The 20447-nt window shown below is 61.3% G+C and carries 20 protein-coding genes and 1 pseudogene; 9 read left to right on the top strand and 12 right to left on the bottom strand.

Features of this window, described 5'->3' with window-relative positions; genetic code table 11:
- From HX812_RS32220 to HX812_RS30365, 8 genes and pseudogenes are all read right to left on the bottom strand, one after another.
- Nucleotides 1–115, bottom strand: a pseudogene (locus HX812_RS32220) (sugar kinase); the annotation flags it as partial.
- Between the two features lie 111 nt (nt 116–226).
- Nucleotides 227–1435 carry an amino acid deaminase gene (locus HX812_RS30395; protein WP_038846187.1) on the bottom strand — a complete coding sequence of 403 codons (1209 nt, stop codon included), beginning with the start codon at nt 1433–1435 and terminating at the stop codon, nt 227–229.
- A gap of 9 nt (nt 1436–1444) precedes the next feature.
- Entirely contained in the window at nt 1445–2209 is a 765-nt protein-coding gene (locus HX812_RS30390; protein ID WP_016976583.1) for an IclR family transcriptional regulator, read from the bottom strand.
- A 174-nt stretch (nt 2210–2383) separates the two neighbouring features.
- Nucleotides 2384–2770: a RidA family protein gene (locus HX812_RS30385; RefSeq protein ID WP_016976584.1), complete on the bottom strand. Its 387-nt coding sequence runs from the start codon at nt 2768–2770 to the stop codon at nt 2384–2386.
- A gap of 15 nt (nt 2771–2785) precedes the next feature.
- A complete protein-coding gene (locus HX812_RS30380; RefSeq protein ID WP_033902339.1) occupies nt 2786–3568 on the bottom strand; it encodes an amino acid ABC transporter ATP-binding protein in 783 nt (260 codons plus the stop codon).
- Nucleotides 3565–4227: an amino acid ABC transporter permease gene (locus HX812_RS30375; protein ID WP_025857548.1), complete on the bottom strand. Its 663-nt coding sequence runs from the start codon at nt 4225–4227 to the stop codon at nt 3565–3567. The genes HX812_RS30380 and HX812_RS30375 overlap by 4 nt, the downstream gene beginning before the upstream one ends.
- 11 nt (nt 4228–4238) lie before the next feature.
- On the bottom strand, nt 4239–4901 hold the full coding sequence (locus HX812_RS30370; RefSeq protein ID WP_010210962.1) for an amino acid ABC transporter permease: 663 nt from the start codon (nt 4899–4901) through the stop codon (nt 4239–4241).
- A 51-nt stretch (nt 4902–4952) separates the two neighbouring features.
- Nucleotides 4953–5801, bottom strand: coding sequence for a transporter substrate-binding domain-containing protein (locus HX812_RS30365; protein WP_038846184.1), 849 nt, complete (start codon nt 5799–5801; stop codon nt 4953–4955).
- A 333-nt stretch (nt 5802–6134) separates the two neighbouring features.
- Here HX812_RS30365 and HX812_RS30360 point away from each other — a divergent pair, with 333 nt between their 5' ends.
- The 3 genes from HX812_RS30360 (at nt 6135) to HX812_RS30350 (ending at nt 7951) form a co-directional block, all read left to right on the top strand.
- Nucleotides 6135–6383: a hypothetical protein gene (locus HX812_RS30360; RefSeq protein ID WP_033902336.1), complete on the top strand. Its 249-nt coding sequence runs from the start codon at nt 6135–6137 to the stop codon at nt 6381–6383.
- 74 nt (nt 6384–6457) lie between these two features.
- A complete protein-coding gene (locus tag HX812_RS30355) occupies nt 6458–6823 on the top strand; it encodes a thioredoxin family protein (RefSeq protein ID WP_050572428.1) in 366 nt (121 codons plus the stop codon).
- 48 nt (nt 6824–6871) lie between these two features.
- The gene (locus HX812_RS30350) at nt 6872–7951 is read left to right on the top strand and encodes a diguanylate cyclase (protein ID WP_038846181.1); all 1080 of its coding nucleotides are present in this window, start codon (nt 6872–6874) and stop codon (nt 7949–7951) included.
- Here the strand turns inward: HX812_RS30350 and HX812_RS30345 are convergent.
- Complete coding sequence (locus HX812_RS30345) at nt 7932–9488, bottom strand: TerC family protein (RefSeq protein WP_038846177.1); 1557 nt, start codon at nt 9486–9488, stop codon at nt 7932–7934. The genes HX812_RS30350 and HX812_RS30345 overlap by 20 nt on opposite strands.
- A 481-nt stretch (nt 9489–9969) precedes the next feature.
- On the opposite strand from HX812_RS30345, the gene HX812_RS30340 reads away from it, so the two are divergent.
- Complete coding sequence (locus HX812_RS30340) at nt 9970–10977, top strand: substrate-binding domain-containing protein (protein WP_038846174.1); 1008 nt, start codon at nt 9970–9972, stop codon at nt 10975–10977.
- A gap of 63 nt (nt 10978–11040) precedes the next feature.
- Nucleotides 11041–12156, top strand: a complete 1116-nt coding sequence (locus tag HX812_RS30335) for an alcohol dehydrogenase catalytic domain-containing protein (protein ID WP_038846173.1) — start codon at nt 11041–11043, stop codon at nt 12154–12156.
- A 92-nt stretch (nt 12157–12248) separates the two neighbouring features.
- Here HX812_RS30335 and HX812_RS30330 read toward each other — a convergent pair whose 3' ends face one another.
- The gene (locus HX812_RS30330; RefSeq protein WP_038846170.1) at nt 12249–13157 is read right to left on the bottom strand and encodes a LysR family transcriptional regulator; all 909 of its coding nucleotides are present in this window, start codon (nt 13155–13157) and stop codon (nt 12249–12251) included.
- A gap of 207 nt (nt 13158–13364) precedes the next feature.
- Between HX812_RS30330 and HX812_RS30325 the strand changes: the two genes are divergently transcribed.
- Complete coding sequence (locus tag HX812_RS30325; RefSeq protein WP_033898180.1) at nt 13365–13763, top strand: helix-turn-helix domain-containing protein; 399 nt, start codon at nt 13365–13367, stop codon at nt 13761–13763.
- A 58-nt stretch (nt 13764–13821) separates the two neighbouring features.
- The gene (locus HX812_RS30320; protein WP_038846167.1) at nt 13822–16584 is read left to right on the top strand and encodes a winged helix-turn-helix domain-containing protein; all 2763 of its coding nucleotides are present in this window, start codon (nt 13822–13824) and stop codon (nt 16582–16584) included.
- Here HX812_RS30320 and HX812_RS30315 read toward each other — a convergent pair.
- Together HX812_RS30315 and HX812_RS30310 are read right to left on the bottom strand one after the other, a co-directional pair.
- Nucleotides 16531–18000 carry a winged helix-turn-helix domain-containing protein gene (locus HX812_RS30315; protein WP_050572427.1) on the bottom strand — a complete coding sequence of 490 codons (1470 nt, stop codon included), beginning with the start codon at nt 17998–18000 and terminating at the stop codon, nt 16531–16533. The two genes, HX812_RS30320 and HX812_RS30315, sit on opposite strands and share 54 nt — an antisense overlap.
- A 149-nt stretch (nt 18001–18149) precedes the next feature.
- Entirely contained in the window at nt 18150–19100 is a 951-nt protein-coding gene (locus tag HX812_RS30310) for a GlxA family transcriptional regulator (RefSeq protein WP_038846160.1), read from the bottom strand.
- A gap of 180 nt (nt 19101–19280) precedes the next feature.
- Here HX812_RS30310 and HX812_RS30305 point away from each other — a divergent pair, with 180 nt between their 5' ends.
- Both HX812_RS30305 and HX812_RS30300 read left to right on the top strand, forming a co-directional pair.
- Nucleotides 19281–20003, top strand: coding sequence for a pirin family protein (locus HX812_RS30305; RefSeq protein ID WP_038846159.1), 723 nt, complete (start codon nt 19281–19283; stop codon nt 20001–20003).
- A 145-nt stretch (nt 20004–20148) separates the two neighbouring features.
- The coding region (locus HX812_RS30300; protein WP_178949147.1) for a hypothetical protein at nt 20149–20447 on the top strand (299 nt) is incomplete at its 3' end.

Raw genomic sequence — 20447 nt, 5'->3', positions numbered from 1 at the left:
ATACCGCCGCATTTAAGGGTTCGCCGCCAAAGCTCGGGTGCAGGCTGCCGTCGGCGCGGTGTTGCAGTTCGATCATGCATTCGCCGATCAGGGCGATGCGGGGTTGGGTGGGCATGGCGATTGTCTCGGTTGGGGCTGATTGCCCCTTCGCGAGCAAGCCCGCTCCCACATTTGGAATGCATTTCAAGTGTGGGAGCGGGCTTGCTCGCGAAGGGAGCGACGCGGTCTAGAAGCAGGTCTGCAGGCTCTCGATCACCTGCAACTGCTCATCCACCAGGCAGCCGACCTGCCACTTGTCGAACGTCAAACAAGGGTGGGAAGTACCGAACGAAATGATATCGCCAATACGCAACTCAACCCCCGGCGCCACGGTCATGAACGCATGCTGGTCCATCACCGCGGTGACCTTGCACGTGCCCACGTCATCACCTTCTGCCGGCAAGATACCAGCCTTGTAGCGTTTGAGCGGCACCGGCAAACCGGCGTCGTAGGCCACGTCGCGCTTGCCTAGGGCAATCACCGCAAAGCCAGGCTCGGGCAACGATTGCACATGGGCCCAGACTTCCAACGCCGGGCGCAGGCCTTCGCTGAGGTCGCTGCGACGGTCGAGCACGCAGCATTGCGCCTCTTTGTAGATGCCGTGGTCATGAGCTACGTAGCTGCCAGGGCGTAATACGCTGAGGAAGCGGCCAGCAGCGTTCTGCTCTTCGAACGACTCGGCAATCAGGTCGTACCAGGCCGACCCCGACGCCGTGACGATGGGCTTGGGCAGGTCGAAAGAACCATTGTTCTGCAGGTCGACCGCCAGGCGCACCAGGCTGGCGGCGAAATCGCGAATGCCGCTGATCGCATGCTCGCCATGGATCACGCCCTCATAGCCTTCGATCCCGGTGAGGGCCAGGGCCGGTTGGGCCTTGATCGCCTTGGCCAGGTCACGCACTTCCTGCTCGCTGCGGCAGCCGCAACGACCGCCGACCACACCGTATTCGATCATCACGTTCAGGCGCAGGCCACGGGCGGCGAAGAACAGGCCCAGGTCGGCGACGTTGTCCGGGTGATCGACCATGCAGTGGAAGTCGAAGTCCTTGTCGGCCAACAGGTCAGCGATCAACGCCATGTTCGGCGCGCCTACCAGTTGGTTGGCCATCAGCACGCGACGCACGCCACCGGCATAGGCGGCACGGGTCTGCACGGCATTGGCCAGGGTAATGCCCCAGGCGCCCGCCTCGATCTGGCGCTGAAACAGCGCCGGCATCATGCTGGTCTTGCCATGGGGCGCCAGCTGCGCGCCGCTGTTGCTGACGAAGTCCTGCATCCAGCGGATGTTGTGTGCCAGGGCGTCACGGTGCAGCACCAGGGCAGGCAGGCTGACGTCACGGACCAGGTGGGCCCCAACGGCGGCGGCGCCCTTTTCAACGGCATTGATGGCAGACATGGAAAACTCCTATTCGTTGATACGCCGGGCCAGGTTGTTGGCGCTGTCGATCAACACCCGGCGATAGTCGTTGTAGTTTTTTGTGGCATCGGCGCGTGGGGCGACGATGCACAGCGTCGCGATGCTGATACCTTGCGCGTCCCGCACCGGGGCGGCAAAGCAATGGGTAAAGGTGTCGGCCACGCTGTCGAAGGAGAAGAAACCATCGAGGGTGGCCTGACGGATTTGCGCCAGGAAGGTCTCCAGCGGCAGGCGCTGGCCGTCCGGCAGGATGAAGTCATCGTGATCGATCAGGTCAATGATCTGCTGGTCGCTCAAGTGCCCCAGCAACAGGCGCCCGGAGGCGGTCCACGGGATGGGAGCGTTTTCGCCGATGTCCGAAGAAATACGGAAATGCCGCTCGCCCTCACGCATCAGCGCCACCGTGTATTTGCGCCCGTTGAGCAGGCACATCTGCGCGGTTTCGTGGGTCTGGCTGACGATTTCCTGCAGCGCGTGATCGGCCTCGCGGGTCAGGTCGAAATGCCGCAGGTGCGCCTGGCCAAGGAAGTAAAGCTGGCGGCCGAGGTAGACGTGACCGTCCTTGCCTACCGTTTCCAGGATGCGCCGCTCAAGCAGCGACGCCACCAGTTCATAGACGGTGGACTTGGGGCTGCCGATGCCGCTGGCAATATCATTCGGGCGCAGGGGCTGGCCGATTTCCTTGAGAAAATCGAGGATATCGAATGCACGGTCCAGGCCTTTGGCGCGGCGTTTGATGGTGTCTTCGGTCATGGCAGTTTCGGTCTCATAAATGCTCAAAGCGGGCGATCAACCTGTGGTGAGCGAGCTTGCTCGCGCTGGGCTGCGAAGCGGCCCCCAAAAAAAAGCGGGAGCGCTGCGCACTCCAGCGTGGGACAAGCCCCCTCACCACAGGAAACCCATGCCTCACAAACAGGGCGATCATCTTTACTTCTTCTTGTACGCCACGCAATCGATCTCGACCTTGCAATCGACCATCATATTGGCCTGCACACAGGCCCGCGCCGGCGCGTGTTCCGGGGTGAAGTACTCACCGAACACCTTGTTGAAACTCCAGAAGTCCCGCGGGTCTTCCAGCCACACGCCGACGCGCACGACATCTTTCAATTCGTAACCGGCTTCTTCAAGGATCGCCACCACGTTGCGCATGGTCTGGCGGGTCTGTTCGATGATGCCGCCGGTGATGATTTCGCCGTCCACCGCAGGCACTTGGCCTGAGACGTACAACCAACCATCGGCTTCCACCGCACGGGCGAAAGGACGGGGTTGGCCACCGCCGGCTGTGCTACCGGCACCGTAACGAGTAATGCTCATAAAAAAGGCTCCTGATTAAAAACGAATGTTCTTGAGAAATTCCGCCAGGCGCGGCGATTGCGGGCGTTCGAAGATGTCCTTCGAGGTGCCCTGCTCTTCAATGCGGCCCTGGTTCATGAAAACGATCTTGTCCGAGACTTCGTAGGCAAAGCGCATTTCGTGGGTGACCAGCAACATGGTCATGCCCTCTTCCGCCAGGCCCTTGATCACGCTGAGCACTTCGCCCACCAACTCCGGGTCGAGGGCCGAGGTGACTTCGTCGAACAGCATCAGGCTGGGGTTCATGGCAATGGCGCGGGCAATCGCTACACGCTGTTGCTGACCGCCGGACAGCTGACCGGGAAAGTGATTGCGACGTTCCAGAAGGCCGACGCGGTCCAGCCATTTTTCTGCGAGTGCGACGGCTTCGTCCTTGCCCATCTTCTTGACCTTGAGCAAGCCAAGGGTGACGTTCTGCAAGGCCGTCAGGTGCGGGAACAGGTTGAATTGCTGGAACGCCATGCCGGTCATCGCACGGTGCTGGGCAATCACCCGCTCGGGGTGGCGCACGCGCTTGCCGGCAATTTCGCTGTAGCCGATGGACTCGCCATCCAGGGTGATCTGCCCGCCCTGGAACTCTTCCAGCAGGTTGACGCAACGCAACAGTGTGGTCTTGCCCGAGCCGCTGGAGCCGATCAAGGTCACCACGTTGCCACGCTGCATGGACAGGTCAACGCCCTTGAGTACTTCCACCTGGCCGTATTGCTTACGCAGGCCACGAATGTTCAGCAGCGGTTGGTTGGTTTGAGATTGATTCATGGCAAGGCCACCCGCTTTTCAATGTAGCGCCCGAATAACTCGATGGCGTAGTTGATGACAAAGAACAGAAACCCGGCGAACAGGTAGAACTCCAGGGTCATGAAGGTGCGCGCGATCACTTGCTGGGTGCTGAGCAGCAACTCGGCCACGCCGATCACCGACAGCAGCGTCGAGGCCTTGACGATCTCCGTGGAGGAGTTGACCCAGGTCGGCAAAATCTGACGCAGCGCCTGGGGCAGCAGCACGTAGCCCAGGGACTGGTAGAACGTCAGGCCGATCGCCTTGCCCGCTTCCAGTTGCCCACGGGGAATGGCTTGCAGCGCGCCGCGCACGATCTCGGAGACGTGAGAACCGCAGAACAGCGTCAACCCGACCGCACCGGCCTGGAACGCGGTGATCTGCCACCCGAGCGCCGGCAGCATGTAGAAACACGCGAGCACCAGCACAAACACCGGTGTGCCACGGATCAGGTCGACATACAGACGAAACGGCGCACGCATCCAGAACTTGCCGTAGGTCAGGATCAACCCCGCGACAATGCCGATCAGGGTGCCAAAGATAATTGCCAACGCAGACACATAAACGCTGGCTTGAAAGCCCGCCCAGAGGGTATCCCGGGCGATCCACAACTCATGCAGCCAGCTTGGGGACTCGTACATGAAAGCCCTCCTTAACGACGGATCGCCAGACGCTGTTCCAGGTAACGGAGCAGCATGGCAATGAGGTAACAGGCAGCCACGTAGAGCGCGGTCGTGACCAGCCAGGTTTCAATCACCCGGTAGCTTTCGACGTTGATCTTGCGGGCGTAGTAGGTCAGCTCCGGCACCGCGATGGCGGCAGCGAGCGAGGTGTCCTTGAACAGCGAAATGAAGTTGTTCGACAGCGCAGGCAGCACGTTGCGCAGCATCACCGGCACGGTGATGTAGGCACGGATACGCCACTCGCCCAGGCCGATGGCCAGCCCGGCTTCGCGCAAGCCCTTGGGAATGTTCAACAGCCCGGCGCGGAACACTTCGGTCAGGTAAGCACCGGCGTACAGCGACAAGGTGATGATGAACGACGGGATCTTGTCCAGACGGATCCCCAGGCTGGGCAATGCAAAGTAGATCAACAGGATCAGCACAAGGATCGGCGTATTGCGCACCACCGTCACGTACACCGAGGCGAAGACCCGCAACGCACGGTGCTTGGACAGCATGGCAAAGGCCATCATCAGGCCGATCACACAGCCGATGGCGATCGACAGCAGCGCCAGCTCAAGGCCCAGGCCGAGCCCCGCCAGCAAGCTGGGGAAATCGCGCCACACGGCGGCAAAGTTCAACTGATAGTTCATGGTCAGCAGTACCTGATTGGGGCGCCGTCAGCGACGCCCCAGGTTTTCGATTTACTTGAACTCAACCGGGAAGCCGATCGCGGGTTCCGGCAGGTCGACACCGAACCATTGCTTGAACGAGGCCTTGTAGGTCGGGAACTCCACACCGGTCATGGCTTCATGCAGCGCGGTGTTGACGAAGTTCAGCCAGTCCTGGTCGCCACGCTTGACGGCGCACGCGTAGGTCTGCGGGCTCCAGGCGTAGACCGGGCTGCGGTAGCGGCCTGGGTTCTGCACCATCAGGTATTTGACCGAGGACTGGTCGGTGGCGGCGGCATCGGCGCGACCGGAGTTCACGGCCTGATACATCAGGTCGACGCTGTCGTACTGGTCGACCTTGGCCTTGGGCAGCGCCTGGTGCACCAGTTCTTCGGCATAGACGTTTTGCAGTACAGCAACGGTGACGCTGTCGCCGGCGGCCTGCAGGTCTTCAATCTCTTTGTACTTGCTGTTGTTCGGCAGCAGCAGGCCCACGCCTTCGCGGTAGTACGGCAGGGTGAAGGCGACCTGCTGGGCACGGCTGGCGGTGACGGTAATGAACTGGCAACTCATGTCGACCTTGTCGGTCAGCAGGTTGGGAATCCGGGCGTCAGACGACTGCACCACGAACTCGACTTTGCTCGGGTCATTGAACAAACCCTTGGCCACGATGCGGCCGATGTCGATATCAAACCCCTGCAACTTGCCATCCGCTCCCTGGAAGTGCCACGGCGCATTGGTACTGCCTGTACCCACGATCAGGTGCCCACGCTTGAGCACATCATCGAGCTTGCTGTCCGCCGCCTGCACGATGCTGGCGAGGGAAGCCGATGCGGCGAAGAGAAAAACACACGCTTTAAACACGGAAGGTCGGTGATGCATGACAAGCACTCCAGGAGTTGTGTATTCCGCTATACCGGAACTTAGTATGTAACAACGGAATAGACAGCAGAAAGTGTGCCACACGCGGTAACAGAAAAAAACGACATAGATAAATCTGTGTTAAATCAGATAGATAAAAGATGATGTGGATTAAGGCGTTGAGCCAGCACCTGAAATCACTTTGCTACCCAAGGCCCCACACAGCGGTGACAGGCCCCACTTGCGTGCGCCACAAAGGCGTTACCGCGCACCGTTGCAGTGCGTCTGGCGCGTGGAAAAATCCCCACGCTGGGCTAGCCTTGGCACATTCATTCCGACAAGGACTCCACCCTGATGAAGTTGCGCCTCACCCTGGTTTTGCTCTCCTTTCTGGTGGCTGGCAGCGCATTGGCCAGTAACGACCGCCGCGAGTGCAAGGAAGAACTGCGCAAGCTCAACGCAGCCCTGAGCACCAATTACACCAGCCAGAATCATCACGGTTACCGCCAGGCGAAGGCCTCAAGGGACAACCTTGAATACAAGAAATGCGCAAGCCAGGCGCGCAAGGCGCGGGAACGCCTGGAGCGCGATAGCGACCTGTGAAGGTTGACAGTAGACGGTGATGCTTCCTCGACTTAGCGTTGGCAGACACCAGTGCTATCCAAAGAGGGATCATCATGGGGACTGCTACCCGGAAAATTGCCGATGCGAAGGACTTTCAACGAATCCTCAATACACCACGCCCCGTGTTCATCCTGTTTGTTTCAGAACACTGCCCCGCCTGTGGGGAGTCCACCCCCTTGTTCGAACTGGCCGCCTGGAAGCACCCATGGATAGTGAGCCTGGTAGTGGATTGCGCGGGCACACCCCGGCACCCCGACGTCACGGGCACTCCAACGCTACTAATCTATTGGAACGGCGTATTGGAGGAAAAACTCAAGGGCTTCGGCCCACGGGAGAACCAGGCGCAAGTGGTTGAGGCTACGTTCAAGCACTACCACCGCGTCCACCGCCCCACCCTATCCGCGCTTGCACACCCTTGACCACGGTCTACGCTGCTGAGTGCCGTCTCAGCCGAACCAGGGTCAGCAATGTTCAAGACCATTGAAGCCGAAGTCCTGAAGAAACACCCCTCACCCGCCCTGCAACGTGAGTTCGCCCAGCATGATTTCGAGCGACTCAAGCCTTTCTGCCTGCTGATCTACATCGCGAGCATCTGCATCTGGCTGGTGTTCGACCTGATCGTCAGCTTTCCGGGCGGCCAGGGTTTTACCGGGCTTTCGATGCTCTTTCTCGCGCTGCTGACCATCAACACCATTACCTTGGGATTTACCCGCGACGCCCAGCACTTCCAGTGGATCAACCTGATATTCGTCGCGGTCATCGCCCTCGGCACCCGCCTGCTGATCGAAGGTTTGCCGATGGACCTGCACCCCAGCTGGTTGATCCTGGCCGCTTCGAGCATCCTCTATAGCGCATCGGTGCTACCGCTCAAGCATTGGTCGTTCGTCACGACAATGCTGATCACCTGGGCATTGCTCAACCCGTTTCACCTGGCCCAACTCTCGTTGCTGGAAGTGCGTGGCGCCCTGGTGACCTTCTATTCGGTGTTCCTGACCTTCCTGACGCTCTACAGCTTCCTGAAACTGCGCCAGGCCAAGCTGCATAACTTCATCATGTCCAGATTGCTGCTGGATCAGGCGTACCTCGATACCCTCACCGAAATCCCCAACCGCCGCTCCTTCATGACCAGCGCCGGGAAAAAGCTCAGCCAACAGCCCAAGGCGCACGATCACTACCTGGCGATGATCGACATCGACAACTTCAAGAGGGTGAATGATGTGTATGGACACGACATCGGCGATGAAGTCCTCAAGCGCGTGGCCCAGGACATCAAGACGGTCATGGTCGACTTCGATTACGCCCGGCTGGGCGGCGAAGAGTTTGGAATCTACTTGGCAGGCGTGCGCCGCGAGGATGCGGCGCACTTGGCGAACCTGCTCTGTGCCCGAGTGCGTGAGGAAGCGACCCAGCACCCGGTGACCATCAGCATCGGCCTGGCCCGGGTGGAGGATGGTGAAACCCTGAACCAGGCACTGATCAAGGCGGACCAGGCGCTGTATGTGTCAAAGCACGCGGGCAAGGACCGCTTTACGTTTCACGCACCATAGACACCTGGGTCACGCGCCGCTCCTCGACGGCCGCCACACTCAGGCGCCATCCTTCATGCACCAGGCCGTCGCCCACCACAGGCAGGCGGTCCAGCAGGCTCATCACCAGGCCGGCCAAGGTCTGGTAATCGTCGGTCGCGACCGCGTTGAAGCCCGTGCGCTGGCGCACCTGATTGAGATTCAATGCACCATTGGCGCGAAAACCTGCACCCTCTTCGATGATATCCGGCCCCTCGATCTCGCTGGCGTCCGGCAACTCACCGGCGATGGACTCGAGAATGTCGGTCATGCTCAACACACCCATGAAGTCACCGAATTCGTTGATCACGAACGCGATGTGGGTAGATTCCTGACGCATCTGCTCCAGGGCGTTGAGCACCGAAAAGCTGTCCAGCAGGTTGATCGCCCGGCGCGCCAAGTACTCCAGGTTCGGCTCATTACCGGCCAGGTATTCCTTGAGCAGCTCTTTCTTGTGCACGAAGCCCAGCGGCTCATCGACCGCGCCATTGCGGATCAACGGCAGTCGCGAGTAGGACGAATGCATCAGTTTCAGGCGAATACTGTCGGGATCGTCCGCCAGGTCGATGCAGTCGACCTTGGCCCGTGGTGTCATCAGTGTGCGAATCGGCCGCTCGGCCAGTTGCAGCACGCCACTGATCATCACGCGCTCGCGTCGATCAAACAGCGGGCCTTGCGCCGCATCCGGCTCGCCCAACAGGTCGGCAACCTCATCGCTCACCTCCTCCACCGCCAGGCTACGTCTGCCGAGCAAGCGCATCACCGCATGGGCCGTGCGCTCACGCACCGGCAACACACCTTGCGCCGACTTCTTGCGGCGGGCCCGTGCGATCTGGTTGAACACTTCGATCAGGATCGAGAAGCCAATCGCCGCGTACAGGTAGCCTTTCGGGATATGGAAGCCCAGGCCTTCGGCGGTCAGGGCGAAACCGATCATCATCAAGAAGCCCAGGCACAACATGATCACCGTCGGGTGCGCATTGACGAAGCGGGTCAATGGCTTGCTCGCCACGATCATCACGCCGATGGACACGATCACCGCGATCATCATCACCGCCAGTTCGTCCACCATGCCCACAGCGGTAATCACCGCGTCCAGGGAGAACACCGCATCAAGCACCACGATCTGCGCCACGATCGGCCAGAACATTGCGTAGGCGGCATTGCCTGTGCGCTGGGCCACGTGGCCTTCTAGCCGTTCGTGCAATTCCATGGTGGCCTTGAACAACAGGAACACGCCACCGAACAGCATGATCAGGTCACGGCCCGAGAAGCTCTTGTCGAACACCTCGAACAGCGGCTGGGTCAGGGTTACCAGCCAGGAAATACTCGCCAACAGGCCCAGGCGCATCAGCAGCGCCAGGGACAGGCCGATCAACCGCGCACGGTCACGCTGCTCCGGCGGCAGCTTGTCCGCCAGGATCGCGATAAACACCAGGTTGTCGATGCCCAGTACCAGTTCCAGCACAATCAAGGTCAACAGGCCGAGCCAGGCCGTTGGATCCGCTAACCATTCCATTTATTGGGTCTCTTCAGTCATTGATTTTCAGAATGCCGGACACGGCAAGGCGCGGTCAGTGGACCGGTACAAGGCTAGCAGTCGGAATACGGGGTGCTTCAGAGGGAACAGCGGCAGCGGTTGTCTTGGGGAAAGACGACTGGGAGGCTCCGAGAGGGTGTTCATGCAAATCCTGCGATGACAAAAGGACTTGAATCGTACAGCCGAAACAGAAAATTCCCACAACGCAAAACTATTACAAGATCTGTAACTGTTGCCAGACCCGCACGATCATATGATCACTTATTGAAATTTATATCACGCAAACAACAACAAAATACATGCCAGAAATCGCCACCTCGCTCATGAAAACCCATAAAACACGCTATTTAAGCATTTTTAGCGAAAGCGATTGACTGATCAGATTTTCATTTGATAAACATATGATCAGCACAAGGCAATGAATGAACGACTGACTACAACAATAAATGGGGTGCTCATCATGAAACTTGGTACGACCTTCGCCGCCGCTGCGGCCCTCTCCCTCCTCGCCAGCAGCATCGCCCTGGCCGCCGACGGCAAGACCTACAAGGTCGGCGCGGCGGTCTACGGCCTCAAGGGCCAATTCATGCAGAACTGGGTGCGCGAGCTCAAGGAGCACCCTGCCGTCAAAGATGGCACCGTGCAGCTCACGGTGTTCGATGGCAACTACGACGCGCTGACGCAGAACAACCAGATCGAAAACATGGTGACCCAGCACTACGACGCCATCCTGTTCGTGCCCATCGACACCAAGGCCGGCGTGGGCACCGTCAAGCAAGCCATGAGCAACGACGTGGTGGTCATCGCCTCCAATACGAAAGTAGCCGATGCCTCCGTGCCTTATGTCGGCAATGACGACGTGGAAGGTGGCCGCCTGCAGGCCCAGGCCATGGTCGACAAGCTCAACGGCAAGGGCAATGTGGTGATCATCCAGGGGCCGATCGGCCAGTCGGCACAGATCGACCGCGAAAAAGGCGAGCTGGAAGTGCTGGGCAAACACCCGGACATCAAGATCATCGAGAAAAAGACCGCCAACTGGGACCGCGCCCAAGCCCTGACACTCACCGAGGACTGGCTGAACGCCCACCCCAAAGGCATCAACGGCGTGATCGCACAAAACGACGACATGGCCCTCGGCGCCGTGCAAGCGCTCAAGTCCCACGGCCTGACGTCCAAGGATGTGCCCGTCACGTCCATCGACGGCATGCCGGACGCGATCCAGGCGGCGAAAAAAGAGGAAGTCACCACCTTCCTGCAAGACGCCCAGGCCCAGTCCCAAGGCGCCCTGGATGTGGCCCTGCGCGCATTGGCCGGCAGCGACTACAAGCCGCAATCGGTGATCTGGGAGCGCTACGCCAAAGACGTGAAATGGGGTGACGGCACCGCGAAAAACTACATCCTGCCCTGGGTGCCGGTCACCAACGCCAACGCCGACGCGCTGTACAAACAAGTCAGCGGCGCCAAGTAAGTCGTGTCGAATTATCGCTCCCCGCGCGGGAGCGATAGGTTCATCTTTGTTGTGAGGCCAGCCATGTCCACCGTCACCGAACGCCCGCAAGAACAACTGTCCCCGATCATTCCGAAAACCATGCAGGCCGTGGTCTGCCATGGCCCGGAAGACTACCGGCTGGAAACCGTCGACGTGCCCACGCCCGGCCCTGAGGAAATCCTCACCAAGGTCGAGCTGTGCGGCATCTGCATGGGCGACATCAAGACCTATCGCGGCGCGCCCTCGTTCTGGGGTGATGCCGAACAACCGCGCTATGTGAAACCGCCAATGATCCCCGGCCATGAGTTCGTCTGTCGCGTGGTCGCCCTCGGCCCTGGCGCGGAAAAACGCGGCGTGAAGATTGGCGACCGAGTCATTTCCGAGCAGATCGTGCCGTGCTGGGGCTGCCGCTTCTGCAACCACGGCCAGTACTGGATGTGCCAGAAACACGACCTGTATGGCTTCCAGAACAATGTGCAGGGCGCCATGGCCCAGTACATGATTTTCACCAAGGAAGGCATCATCCATAAAGTGCCGGATTCCATCGCCCCCGACGAAGCCATCCTGATCGAACCGCTGGCCTGCTCGCTGCACGCCGCCGAACGCGCCAACGTGGATTTCGATGACGTGGTGGTGGTCGCCGGCGCCGGCACACTGGGCCTGGGCATCATCGGCGCGGTGCGCATGCGCAACCCGAAAAAGCTCATCGTGCTGGACATGAAGCCCGAACGCACCGCCCTCGCCCTGCGCATGGGCGCCGACGAGGTGTGGAACCCCGCCGAAGTCGACGTGCTGGCCAAGATCCGTGAAATCACCGACGGCTACGGTTGCGACATCTACATCGAAGCCACCGGTCATCACAAGGCGGTCAACCAGGGCCTGGCGATGCTGCGCAAGCTGGGGCGTTTCGTCGAGTTCAGCGTGTTCAATGACGAGGCCACGGTGGATTGGTCGATCATTGGCGACCGCAAGGAGCTGGATGTACTCGGCTCGCACCTGGGGCCCTACATGTATCCGCGCGCCATCGACTTTATCGGCAACCGCAAGATCGACATGCGCGACGTGGTCACCCACAAGTTCGCCCTGGCGGATTTCAAGGAAGCCTTTGCGGTGATGGAACGCGGCGACAAATCCCTCAAGGTTGTGCTTGAGCCCTGACCGGCTCCAGGAGGCACATGACGGCCGGCGCTTTTCGAAGCGCCGGCGAATCAGGCCAGGCGCCGCTGCACGAGTAATAGGTGGGCACTCAGTCAGACCTCCTGCGCCATATGCCTGGCAATCCTGCCCCGCAACCAGCGTTCAGCCGGATCGTTATCGTGCACGCCACTCCACACCATCGATAACTCCGCCGCATCGATCGCAAACGGCGGATCCTCCGCCCGCAAGGAAGTGCCTTCGGTCAACGCACAGGCGGCATAATCCGGCACCGTCGCAATAATCTGTGTACCGGCGAGCAACGCCCGCAGCCCGCTGAATTGCGGCACCGCCAACACCACCCGCCGCGCCCGGCCAATCCGCGCCAGATCCAGATCGATGTTGCCGCTCAAGTCCCCCGAGAACGACACCATCGCGTGGGGCCGTTCGCAGTAGTCATCCAGGGTCAGCGGCTCGGCACCGTCATCGCCGCGCAAGACCTTGCACGGAATGTCCCGCAGTTTCTTGCGCTTGGCATTCGCCGGCAGTTCGGTGGTGTAGCTCACTCCGACCGTGATTTCGCCACTGGCAAGCAGTGATGACATCAGCAGGTAATTGGCCCGACGCACCACCACAATGATGCCCGGCGCCTCCTCGCGCAATTGACTGAGCAACGGCGGAAACAGGCCAAACTCGGCGTCGTCCGACAGACCGATGCGAAACACCGCACAACTGCTGGAAGGATCGAAATCCTTGGCACGGCTGACCGCGCCGGAGATGGTGTCCATGGCCGGTTGCAACTCCTTGAGTATCGCCACGGCGCGTGGCGTGGGCTCCATGCCCCGCCCGTTGCGCAACAGCAACGGGTCGTCGAACAAATCACGCAGGCGGCCCAGTGCCGCACTCACCGCCGGCTGGCCCATGAAAAGTTTTTCGGCGACCCGGGTCAGGTTCTTCTCGAACATCAGCGCTTCGAAAATCACCAACAGGTTCATGTCGACGCGGCGCAGGTCGTTGCGGTTCATGGAGGAAGTATCCAAACGGTTGTCAAGTGCACAGGTAAGCATGCAAAACGCTGCTTTGATTGCATGCCTGTGCTGTCTTTTTCAGGCCGGCACCTGGCGAAATTAACAACGATTAACTCGTCAGCCGGACGGTCCGGCAACAAAATTGGCCCCGTCTACACTGCATCCATCCACCGGGAACGCTCCCATCGACTGCGGATATTTGTCATGGCCCGACTCGAGCAATATGCCCCTCGCCTGTCCGCCACCGGAGGCCTGTGCCCTCGGCGCGAGCGCATCGCCAAACAACTGATCCTGGCCAACCTCGGCGAAAGCCTGGCCATTGCCGACCTGGCCCAGGCCTGCGCGTTGTCACGCAGCCATTTTTCCCGGGCGTTCAAGTGCACCACCGGGTTGTCGCCACAGGAGTGGATCCGTCAACAACGCATCCAGCGCGCCAAGGAACTGATCACCAGCTCGTCCCTGAGCCTCACGCAAATCAGCCTGGAATGCGGCTTTTGCGACCAGGCGCACTTCTGCCATATGTTCACCCGCAGCGAAGGCGTCAACCCGATGACCTGGCGAAATCACCACTCGCGCCACAAGCCTCAAGTGATCGCCGCCTAGTGGTCGGTGCGTACCTGGAATATGCTGGCCGCTCCCCATTTCCCGAGCATGGCCCCCCATGAGCGACTCCGGCGACCAGGCCGTGCATTTCGGCCCCTATCGCATCCACCCGCGCCAACGCCTGGTGCTGGAGGCCGGTCGCCCGTTGCGCCTGGGAAGCCGTGCGGTGGAGATCCTGCTGATCCTGCTGGAACAGGCCGGCAACGTGGTGAGCAAACAGGAATTGATCGCCCGCGTCTGGCCCAAAAGCGTAGTGGAAGACGGCAACCTGCGGGTGCATATGGCGGCGTTGCGCAAGGCCCTGGGCGATGGCCAGGCCGGGCAGCGCTATATCGTGACCGTGGCCCAGCGCGGCTGCAGTTTTGTTGCGCCACTGAGCATCGAACCGATGACGCCGCCCTCTGAAGGTAGCCCACAACGCCCGTGTCACAACCTGCCATTGCGGCGTACCCGGATGATCGGCCGCCAGGCCCTGATCGACAGCCTGGTGCAGCAACTGCCGGAACAACGCTTTATCACCCTGACCGGCGCCGGCGGCATCGGCAAGACCACGGTCGCGCTGCGGGTGGCGGAATTGTTGATCGGCCATTACCGCGACGGCATTCGCCTGCTCGACCTGGCGCCACTGAGCGCACCGTCGATGATCCTGCCCAACCTGGCTGCCCTGCTCGACGTCACTCATGCCGAGCACGAACCCTTGGCGACCTTTGCCCGCAGCCTGCAGGAACGCCAACTGCTGCTGGTGATCGACAACTGCGAGCACCTGCTCGACGACATCGCCCTGATCAGCGAAACCCTGCTGCGCCATGCGCCCAGGCTGCACATCCTGGCCACCAGCCGCGAGGCGTTGCGCGCCGAAGGCGAATCCGTGCAGCGCCTGGAACCCCTGGCCTGCCCGCCCGTCACCGGCAATCGCGCCCAGGCGCTGGGCTACCCCGCCCTGCAATTGTTGATCGAGCGGGCCATGTCCCATCAGGACAGCTTTGAACTGAGCGAAGCCGAGTTGCCGCTGGCGATTGATATCTGCCAACGCCTGGACGGCATTCCCCTGGCGATTGAGCTGGTGGCCGCGCAGATCGAACGCTTTGGCCTTCAGGGCCTGCTGGTGCAAATGGAAGACAATTTTCGCCTGCTGACCCGTGGCCGGCGCAACGCCCTGCCCCGTCATCAGACCCTGCGCGCCACGCTGGACTGGAGCTTTGAGCTGCTGACCGCCTGCGAACAGATCTGCCTGCGGCGCCTGGCGGTGTTTCGCGGCGGTTTCAGCCTGGCCAGCGCGGCAGCGGTGATTGCCGGAGAACAGATTGCACCGACCGAAGTGTTGGGCTCCATCACTCAATTGGTCGCCAAATCCCTGCTCAATGTGGAAGCCGGCGATGACGAGATGGTCTATCGCCTGCTGGACATCACCCGCACCTACGCCCTGGAAAAACTCAGCGTGGCCCATGAGCTGGACGCCACCCGCGAGCGCCATGCCGAGCGCTGCCTGGCGCTGATGCACCAGGCCCAGGACGATTGGGAAGTCACCGCGACCCAACCCTGGATCGACCGCTACGCGCCGCTGCGCGAAGACATCCGCGCTGCCCTCGACTGGAGCCTGGGCAACCAGGGTGTGCATGTGTTGGGCATGCGTCTCACGGTCAGTGCGATGCCGTTGTGGCAGGAGCTGTCGCTGCTGCGTGACCAGGGTCTGTACGTGGGCAAGGCCCTGGCACGGCTGGGCGAGTCAAGGGCACCGAGCCAGCGCTTGAACATGGCATTGCAGCTGGCGCTGGGCAGCTTTTCCTATCACACCCAGGGCGGCACGCCGCAGACCATCGAAGCCTTCAGTTGCGCCCGGCGCCTGGCGGAAGCGGGCAAGGACCTGGCCGGCCAATTGCGCGCGGTGTCGGGGCATATGGCCGTGAACCTGTGCTGCGGCAACTACCGCGAAGCCTTGGCGCAAAGCCTGCACTTCGACCGCCTGGGCCCCGAGGCCGAGCCCCTGCTAGCCCTCAGCGCCCAGCGCCTGCGGGTGTTGGCGCAGCACTTCGCCGGCAACCAGGCGCTGGCGCAGCACCATGCTGAACAGGTGATCCAGCGCATGGCCCACAGCGGCCACCTCAACCGTTTTACCCACGGTTTTGGCGTGCAATACGACCAGAGCGTCGCCTCATTGACCATCCTCGCGCGCATCCTGTGGCTGCGGGGTTACCCGGAGCGCGCGTGGCGCACCGCGAGCCAGGCGTTGGCGCTGGCCTTGACGATCAATCATGGTACGTCGATCTGCTACACCCTGGCCCTGGCCGGGGTGGTCATCGCCCACTACAACGGCGACAACGGGGTGGCCCGCGAGCAGTTGGACCAGCTGCTGCAGCAAGCGCAAAAGCATTCGGTGCAGCTGTTCCATACCTGGGCGCGGTGCTACGAAGGCACGTTGCCGATGGCCGATGTGCAGGGGTTGGGCCTGGTCGAGGACATCCTGGTGACGTTCAACGCCATTGAGGTCACTGACGAGCTATTTGAACGCGCCAGAAATGGCCTCGCGGGCTGGTGCACTCCAGAGATTCTGCGGGTGCGCGCCGACAGCCTGATGGATCGCCGTGCGGCCGAAACGCTGCTGCTGGAAGCCTTGGGCCTGGCACACCAGCAAGGGGCGCTTGCCTGGGAGTTGCGCTGTGCCACTTCACTGGCAAGGCTGTGGCAGGCGCAAGGCCGCGTGCAGCCTGCACGCGACCTGCTGGGTTCGGTCTACGCGCGGTTCACCGAAGGCTTTGCCACCCAGGACCTAGTCCGCGTACGCCGCCTGCTCGACGAGTTGCAAGACAAACGGCCGGCCTGAAAACGGCCCCAGGTAATGCCCATAGCCCTGCTGCAAACGCGCGACCTGCATCGGGTCGCGCAATTGCGCGAGCGCATAGCTGCGCACGCAGTTGAGCAGGCGGTAACGGGCATTGCCGGGGCCGGGGTCGAGACTCAGCAGCGACGTGTTCACCAAGCGGCCTAGCAGGTAGGACAGGTCGGCATGCTCCAGCTCAGTGCCAGCGACTAACTCGCTCAACGTGGGCAACGTCACCGCCATCTTGAACAAACCCAATTGCAGGAACAGCCAGCGCTCCGGCAGGCTCAGGCGCTGATAGGTCCAGTCCAGGGCTGCACTCAGGGACTGATGACGTTCCACCGCCGTGCGCCGACCTCGGTTCAGCACCTGCACGCCGTTGCACAGTTGCTGCTGCAAACCGCGCACGCCAAGGGCGTCCACTTGAGCGGCCGCCAATTCCAGGGCCAGGGGGATACCATCCAGGCGTCGGCAGATGTCACGTAATGGCGCCAAGTCCTGGGGCCGCAGCACAAAACCTTGCTGAGCGGCACGCACCCGGGCGACGAATACTTGCACCGCAGGATTTGCCATGGCCTGCTCGACACTTCCCAGCGCCGACGGTGCAGGCACCGCCAGCCGGGGCACGCGTTGCACCCATTCGCCAGGGACTTGCAGGGCTTCGCGGCTGCTGACCAGCACACTGACCTGGGGCGCCGCTTCGCGTAGCACGCGCACCAGGTGACGGCAGGCGCCGAGCAGCAGGTCGGCGCCGTCAAGCACCAGCAGTAACTGACGGGTCGCCAATTGTCGACCCAATTCATTGGCGTTGGCGCAAGGTTCAAGGTGCAGCGCCAACGCCAGGTGGCGCAGCATGCCCATCGGCGCATCCACCGTGGCCAGGTCGACCCACCACACGCCGTCCCGATAACGCGGCAGCACCCGCTCGGCCAACGCCAGGGCCAGGCTGCTCTTGCCCACGCCGGCACACCCGGTGAGCGTCATCAGGCGTTGGCCGGACAGGCGCCGCACCAGTACGCCCAACAGTTCATCGCAACCCACTAACGGGCTGAGCCGTACTGCCAGGTTATGCCGGGGCAGCGTGACCGGCACAACCCCTAGCACAGCGGCTGCAAAACAGTAGCCGCGTTGTGGATCGTTGAGAATGAAGCGTTGCCCATCCAGGGCGCGACGCAGCGCAGCGATGTGCACCCGCAGGTTGTTTTCTTCCACCACGCTGCTCGGCCACACGCGCTCTATCAAGACAGCCTTGCTGAAATACTGCCCAGGCGCTTCGAGCAGCACCGCGAGGATATCCAGCGCGCGCCCACCCAAAGGCACCGGCCAGCCTGCCTTGCTGACCAGACGCTGTTGCCGGTGAAAGACATAAGCGCCGAATCGCGCAGTGCCTTCAGCCTCACTCGCCTGAGGGTTATTCATGTGTGTAAAAGCGCTGAAACACCCGGCCTTGGGCGTTCGCGCATCCTTTTCCGTGGGCTTGCCGCTATCTTGCCAGTTGGCGATGACAGGACAATGCTGGCGCGGGGAGCGATACGGACATTCGGGTGCGCGAGACGGACATTCTGTCGTTAACTGAACTGCTGTCGGTATTGGGTCGGGTTGAGGCCCAGTTTTTCACTGAACAGAAAGCGCATGTGTCGCACGCTGCCGAAGCCTGCGTGGAAAGCCACGGTCTTGAGCGGCAGGTCGGTGGTTTCCAGCAATTGCCGGGCGCGATCGATGCGTGCGCCTTGCAGGAATGCCATGGGCGTCATCTGCACGTCCTTGGCGAATAGCCGCGCAAAATGCCGCGCGCTCATGCTGGCCAACTCGGCCATGGACTCGATGGTAAAGGCTTGGTCAAGATGCTCCAGCACATGCTGCTGCACGCGGGTAATCGCGGTTTCCTGGGGCGCCACCGCCGCCGTCATCGGGCTGAACTGCGCCTGGCCGCCCTGGCGTTTCATCACCACCAGCAACACCTTGGCCACTTCGACGGCGATCTGCTTGCCGTGGTCCTGGGCGACCACTGACAGCGCCAGGTCGATACCGGCGGTGACGCCACCCGAGGTGATCAGGCGCCCGTCCTGCAAATAGATACGGTCGGTTTCGACAATCGCCTTGGGGAACGCCTTGATCAGCCGCTCGGTGTAGTGCCAGTGGGTGGTCACGCGATGACCGTCCAACAGCCCGGCATGCCCGAGTACAAAGGCGCCTGTGCAGATCGAGCCAAAGCGCCGTGCCCGTGGCGCCGCGCCCCTGAGCCAAGGCAATAACGCAGGGTGGCATTCGTTGTAGGCACCCGGACCGCCGGGCACCAGCAGCAGGTCGTAGGCATCCTGGGCCTGGTCCAGCAGCAGGTCGGTCTGTACCGCGACGCCATTGGAGGCGCGCAACGGGCCAGGCTCGGTGCCGAGGGTAAGGATCTGATAGTGATCTGCCGCTGGCAGGTAGCGATTGGCAATGGAAAACACTTCGAGCGGCCCGGCCATGTCGAGCAGGAGGAAGTCCGGAAACAGCGCCATGGCCACGGTTTTCATCACAAGGAGAGTCCATCGATAAGGAATGCGGCGGCCATTATTGCACGTTCACAACTGTCAACTTGAATGAGACAGTTATTCAGACTTCAGCTTCTTAATGAATTTTAGGGTAACCATTAACCTTCTTCTCAACGCCGGAGCCCTGCATGCCGCAGCCCGCTCCCACTTGAGGACAAGACCATGCTAACCCTTCGCAAAGCTTCCGAACGCGGCGCCGCCAATCACGGTTGGTTGAAGTCGTTTCACACCTTCTCGTTTGCCAGCTACTGGAACCCGAAAGAACAGGGTTTTTCCGACCTGCTGGTAATCAACGATGACCGTGTTGCGGCCGGCAAAGGCTTCGGCCAGCACCCGCACCGCGACATGGAGATTTTCTCCTATGTGCTGGAAGGCGCACTGGAACACAAAGACACCCTGGGCACCGGCTCGGTGATCCGCCCCGGCGATGTGCAACTGATGAGCGCCGGCAGCGGCGTAGCCCACAGCGAGTTCAACCACAGCCAGACCCGTGGCGTGCACTTCCTGCAGATCTGGATCGTGCCCAATGAAGCCGGTGCCGAGCCACGCTATCAGCAGGAGCACTTCAGCGAAGCGCAGAAACGTGGGCGCTTGCAGCTGATTATCTCGCCGGACGGCAACGACGGATCGCTCAGCGTGCGCCAGGACGCACGGGTGTATGCCGGGCTGTTCAACGGCGACGAAGCCGCCACCCTGGACCTGGAGCCGGATCGCCACGTCTACATCCATGTGGCCCGTGGCAGCGTTGAAATCAACGGCCAGCGCTTGCAGGAAGGCGACGGCGCCCGCGTGCGGGATGAACGGCAGATTCGCCTGAGCCAGGGCGAGGACGCCGAGGTGCTGGTGTTCGACCTGCGCCCGCAGGAACTGCCGCAGATGCCATGACTAGCCCAGCGATGGCTCGCCGAAACGAGCCATCGCTGGCATCGATAGTCACCATCAGCCCAATGAAGTTCTCTTAAAAAATGCAACGCGTAACATCAACCCCATACCCGCAACAACCCAACTAAAACACTCGGAGCACACCAACATGAAACGCCAAATCTTGCTTAGCCTCGCTTTCTCGGTAATCGCTGCCAACGCATTTGCTCACCCTGTTGTCGCTGAAGGTGGCTCGGATCGACTGATCGAAAGCCGTGTTGCAGAAGGTGGCTCGGACCGCCTGCAAGGTAACCGCGTCGCCGAAAACGGTTCGGACCGCCTGCTGGAACGTCGTGTTGCCGAAGGTGGCGCTGATCGTCTGCAAGAACGCGGCCTGGCTGAAGGCGGTGCTGATCGCCTGCAAGAACGTGGCCTGGCTGAAGGCGGTGCTGATCGCCTGCAAGAACG

The sequence above is a fragment of the Pseudomonas sp. IPO3749 genome (assembly GCF_013386605.1).
In the GTDB taxonomy this organism is placed as follows: Bacteria; Pseudomonadota; Gammaproteobacteria; order Pseudomonadales; family Pseudomonadaceae; genus Aquipseudomonas; species Aquipseudomonas azotoformans_A.
This window is presented reverse-complemented; position numbering and strand designations above follow the sequence as displayed.

What these genes read in the sequence shown, in the direction of transcription:
- HX812_RS30395 (WP_038846187.1), bottom strand. Translation starts at nt 1,435, where the DNA reads ATGTCTGCCATCAATGCCGTTGAAAAGGGCGCCGCCGCCGTTGGGGCC.
- HX812_RS30390 (WP_016976583.1), bottom strand. Translation starts at nt 2,209, where the DNA reads ATGACCGAAGACACCATCAAACGCCGCGCCAAAGGCCTGGACCGTGCA.
- HX812_RS30385 (WP_016976584.1), bottom strand. Translation starts at nt 2,770, where the DNA reads ATGAGCATTACTCGTTACGGTGCCGGTAGCACAGCCGGCGGTGGCCAA.
- HX812_RS30380 (WP_033902339.1), bottom strand. Translation starts at nt 3,568, where the DNA reads ATGAATCAATCTCAAACCAACCAACCGCTGCTGAACATTCGTGGCCTG.
- HX812_RS30375 (WP_025857548.1), bottom strand. Translation starts at nt 4,227, where the DNA reads ATGTACGAGTCCCCAAGCTGGCTGCATGAGTTGTGGATCGCCCGGGAT.
- HX812_RS30370 (WP_010210962.1), bottom strand. Translation starts at nt 4,901, where the DNA reads ATGAACTATCAGTTGAACTTTGCCGCCGTGTGGCGCGATTTCCCCAGC.
- HX812_RS30365 (WP_038846184.1), bottom strand. Translation starts at nt 5,801, where the DNA reads ATGCATCACCGACCTTCCGTGTTTAAAGCGTGTGTTTTTCTCTTCGCC.
- HX812_RS30360 (WP_033902336.1), top strand. Translation starts at nt 6,135, where the DNA reads ATGAAGTTGCGCCTCACCCTGGTTTTGCTCTCCTTTCTGGTGGCTGGC.
- HX812_RS30355 (WP_050572428.1), top strand. Translation starts at nt 6,458, where the DNA reads ATGGGGACTGCTACCCGGAAAATTGCCGATGCGAAGGACTTTCAACGA.
- HX812_RS30350 (WP_038846181.1), top strand. Translation starts at nt 6,872, where the DNA reads ATGTTCAAGACCATTGAAGCCGAAGTCCTGAAGAAACACCCCTCACCC.
- HX812_RS30345 (WP_038846177.1), bottom strand. Translation starts at nt 9,488, where the DNA reads ATGGAATGGTTAGCGGATCCAACGGCCTGGCTCGGCCTGTTGACCTTG.
- HX812_RS30340 (WP_038846174.1), top strand. Translation starts at nt 9,970, where the DNA reads ATGAAACTTGGTACGACCTTCGCCGCCGCTGCGGCCCTCTCCCTCCTC.
- HX812_RS30335 (WP_038846173.1), top strand. Translation starts at nt 11,041, where the DNA reads ATGTCCACCGTCACCGAACGCCCGCAAGAACAACTGTCCCCGATCATT.
- HX812_RS30330 (WP_038846170.1), bottom strand. Translation starts at nt 13,157, where the DNA reads ATGAACCGCAACGACCTGCGCCGCGTCGACATGAACCTGTTGGTGATT.
- HX812_RS30325 (WP_033898180.1), top strand. Translation starts at nt 13,365, where the DNA reads ATGGCCCGACTCGAGCAATATGCCCCTCGCCTGTCCGCCACCGGAGGC.
- HX812_RS30320 (WP_038846167.1), top strand. Translation starts at nt 13,822, where the DNA reads ATGAGCGACTCCGGCGACCAGGCCGTGCATTTCGGCCCCTATCGCATC.
- HX812_RS30315 (WP_050572427.1), bottom strand. Translation starts at nt 18,000, where the DNA reads ATGAATAACCCTCAGGCGAGTGAGGCTGAAGGCACTGCGCGATTCGGC.
- HX812_RS30310 (WP_038846160.1), bottom strand. Translation starts at nt 19,100, where the DNA reads ATGAAAACCGTGGCCATGGCGCTGTTTCCGGACTTCCTCCTGCTCGAC.
- HX812_RS30305 (WP_038846159.1), top strand. Translation starts at nt 19,281, where the DNA reads ATGCTAACCCTTCGCAAAGCTTCCGAACGCGGCGCCGCCAATCACGGT.